Raw genomic sequence first — 3460 nt, forward strand, 5'->3', positions numbered from 1 at the left:
TGGCGGGGCTGGCAAAAGCGGGCAGGCCGCGCTGCAGGCCGCCGCCGGAATCCGGGCCTCCGGCGGCCAGCAGGCCGTCGGTCCGTTCGGCCAGGTCGAGCACGCCCGTGAAGGAGGCGACCACCGGCTTGCCCGCCTCTTCGGCGCAGTCCCGCAGCACTTCCGCCAGCCGGGAGGTCGGGATACCGGTGGCGGGAAGGAGGGTGACGACGGCGGCGTGCACCTCGGGTGCGGACAGTGCCTGCCGCACCTGCCGGCGAAGCATCGGGAGCGCGGTGGACTGCCCCGTATCCAGGTCCAGCGCCACCTCCCGCCGGACCACGTCCAGCTGGTGGGCCCTGGCGGCGTCGGCCACCACGTTGCCCAGCGCCAGGGAGTTGCTGAACACGGCCAGGTTGGCCCCGGCCGGAAGCGGCTGGCTGACCAGGACCTGCGCCACGTCCATCAGCTCTTCATTGGTCTCCACGCGGATCACCCCGGACTGGCGGAACATGGCGTCAAGGGCGCCCGGCGGCGCCTGGGTGGTGCGCACCGCATGGCCGGGCGGCAGCTGCAGTCCCATCACATCGGACTTGGCGACGATCACCGGCTTGCTGCGCGAGAGCCGGCGCGCGATGCGGGAAAATTTCCGGGGGTTGCCGATGGACTCCAGGTAGAGCCCCACCGCCAGGGTGGCCGGGTCGTCTTCCCAGTACTGCATGACATCGTTGCCGGAGACGTCGGCCCGGTTCCCCGCCGACACCGTGGAGGACAGGCCCAGCCCGCGCCGGCTGGCGGCGGTGTAGAGCAGGACGCCGATCGCCGCGGACTGGCTGAACAGCCCGAGCGCTCCGCGCGGGGGCATAGCGGGCGCCATGGAGGCGTTCAGCGACACCGCCGGGTCGGTGTTCAGGAGTCCGAGCGAGCCCGGGCCGATCACCCGCATCCCGTGGGCGCGGGCCTGGCGCACCAGCTCGCGCTGCCGCTGCAAGCCTTCGGTCCCGGCCTGGGAGAAACCGTCGCTGGCCACCAGGATGCCCTTGACGCCGGCGGCGGCGCATTCGCGGGCCACCTTGGGCACTTCCCCATAAGGGACGGCGACGACGGCGAGTTCCACGGGGTCCGGGACGTCGGCGATGGCGGCATGGGAGATCATGCCGTTCAGTTCGAAGGCCTGCGGGTTGATGGCGTAGACGGGACCGGTAAAGCCGGCTTCGATGATGTTCTCCAGCAGCGAGTAGCCCACGCTGCCCCAATCCCGGCTGGCGCCGATCACGGCCACGGATCCGGGGGCCAGCAGGGCGGCCACGCTCTTGGCCTCGGCCCGGTGTTCCCGGGAGGCCATGACGGCGCGGGAGCGCTCGGTCGGGTCGATGTCGAACTCGAGGGCGACCACCCCGTCGTCGAAATGGCGCCGCACCTCGTACCCCGCGTCGTTGAAGACGGTGATCATTTTCCGGTTCTCCGGCAGCACCTCGGCGGAGAACTTGCTGATGCCGTTCTCCCGGGCGGCCGCCGCCAGATGCTCCAGCAGGATGGAACCCAGCCCCCGGCCCTGGTGGGCATCGGCGATATTAAAGGCGACCTCGGCTTCGGCGGGATCGTCCAGCCTGTCGTAGCGGCCGATCCCGATGATTTCATCGCCGATGGTGATGACGAAGGCAACCCGGCTGACGTAGTCGACCTTGGTGAAGCGGGCCAGTTCGCGCGGGCTGAGCTTGGACTTGAAGGTGAAGAAGCGAAGGTAGATGGAGCTTTCCGATTGCCCCACGTGGAAGGCCTGCAGGGCCTCGGCATCGGCCGGGACGATGGGGCGCAGGTGCGCCGTCCCGCCGTCGCGCAGCACGACATCCGCCTCCCAATAATCCGGATAATCCGGGGAATCAGCCTCTTGCGCCATAAACTCACTGTATCCGCAACTTTTAGCTAAGGACCGAAGCTCTACCCATGCCCCGCCGCCAGACTCCCGCCCCCGAAGAGGACTACACGGAGAACATCGTCGATATCGACGTGACCTCCGAGATGGAAGGCTCCTTCCTCGAATACGCCTATTCGGTCATCTACTCGCGCGCACTGCCCGATGCCCGCGACGGGTTGAAGCCGGTACAGCGCCGCATCCTCTACATGATGTCCCAGATGGGGCTGCGGCCGGACAAGGGGCACGTGAAGTCCGCCCGCGTGGTCGGCGAGGTGATGGGCAAGCTGCACCCGCACGGCGACGCCGCCATCTACGACGCGATGGTGCGGATGGCGCAGTCCTTCTCGCTGCGCATGCCGCTGATTGACGGCCACGGCAACTTCGGATCGCTCGACGACGGTCCCGCGGCTCCGCGCTACACCGAGGCCCGCCTCGCGCCGCCGGCCCTGGCACTGACCGACCACCTGGACGAAGACGTTGTGGACTTCGTGCCCAACTACGACAACCAGCTGATGCAGCCGGCGGTACTCCCGGCCGCTTTCCCCAACCTGCTGGTCAACGGTTCTTCCGGCATCGCGGTGGGCATGGCCACGAACATGGCGCCGCACAACCTCGGCGAGGTGATCGCCGCGGCCCAGCACCTGATCGCCAACCCGGACGCCACGCTCGAGGACATCATGCGGTTCGTCCCCGGACCGGACCTGCCGTCCGGCGGCAAGATCGTGGGCCTGGACGGAATCCGCGACGCGTACGCCACCGGCCGCGGCTCCTTCAAAACCCGCGCCAAGGTGGAGGTGGAGAAGCTCACCGCACGCCGCACCGGTTTGGTGGTCACCGAGCTGCCCTACGGCGTGGGCCCGGAGAAGGTGATCGAGAAGATCAAGGACGCGGTGACGTCCAAGAAGCTGCAGGGCATCAGCGACATCGTGGACCTGACCGACCGGCAGCACGGCCTGCGCCTGGTCATCGAGCTGAAGAACGGCTTCAATCCGAACGCCGTGCTGGCGCAGCTGTACCGCTATTCGCCGATGGAGGATTCCTTCGGCATCAACAACGTGACGCTGGTCGACGGGCAGCCGCGCACGCTGGGCCTGATGGAACTGCTGCAGGTCTACATCAGCCACCGCATCGGCGTCGTCCGGCGGCGCACCGCGTTCCGGTTGGGCAAGAAGAAGGACCGGCTGCATCTGGTCGAGGGCCTGCTGATCGCCATCGTGGACATTGACGAGGTCATCCAGATCATCCGTTCCTCGGACGAGGCCGCGGCCGCCCGCGAACGGCTGATGGCCATCTACGACCTGTCCGAAATCCAGGCCAATCACATCCTCGAACTGCGGCTGCGCCAGCTGACCAAATACTCGCGGATCGAGCTCGAGAAGGAACAGGACGAGCTGCGCCGCGAGATCGCCGCACTGGAGGAAATCCTGGCCAACGAGGCCATGCTGCGCCAGTTGGTGTCCGACGAGCTGGGCGAGGTTTCCGCGCTCTACGCCACGCCGCGGCGGACCGTGCTGCTCGAATCGGAGGCCGCCGCCCCGCTCCGCGGCACCGCCCTGCCGGCTC

At 68.2% G+C, this 3460-nt stretch carries 2 protein-coding genes; one reads left to right on the plus strand and one right to left on the minus strand.

The features are described 5' to 3' along the window. On the minus strand, window positions 1-1879 hold a 1879-nt coding region (locus AC5RUJ_RS12790), incomplete at its 3' end, for a GNAT family N-acetyltransferase (RefSeq protein WP_494155956.1). A gap of 47 nt (window positions 1880-1926) precedes the next feature. Between AC5RUJ_RS12790 and AC5RUJ_RS12795 the strand changes: the two genes are divergently transcribed. Then, window positions 1927-3460, plus strand: a 1534-nt coding sequence (locus AC5RUJ_RS12795; RefSeq protein WP_494092517.1) for a DNA gyrase/topoisomerase IV subunit A, incomplete at its 3' end; no start/stop codon positions are given.

The sequence above is a fragment of the Arthrobacter sp. Y3223164 genome (assembly GCF_059091005.1).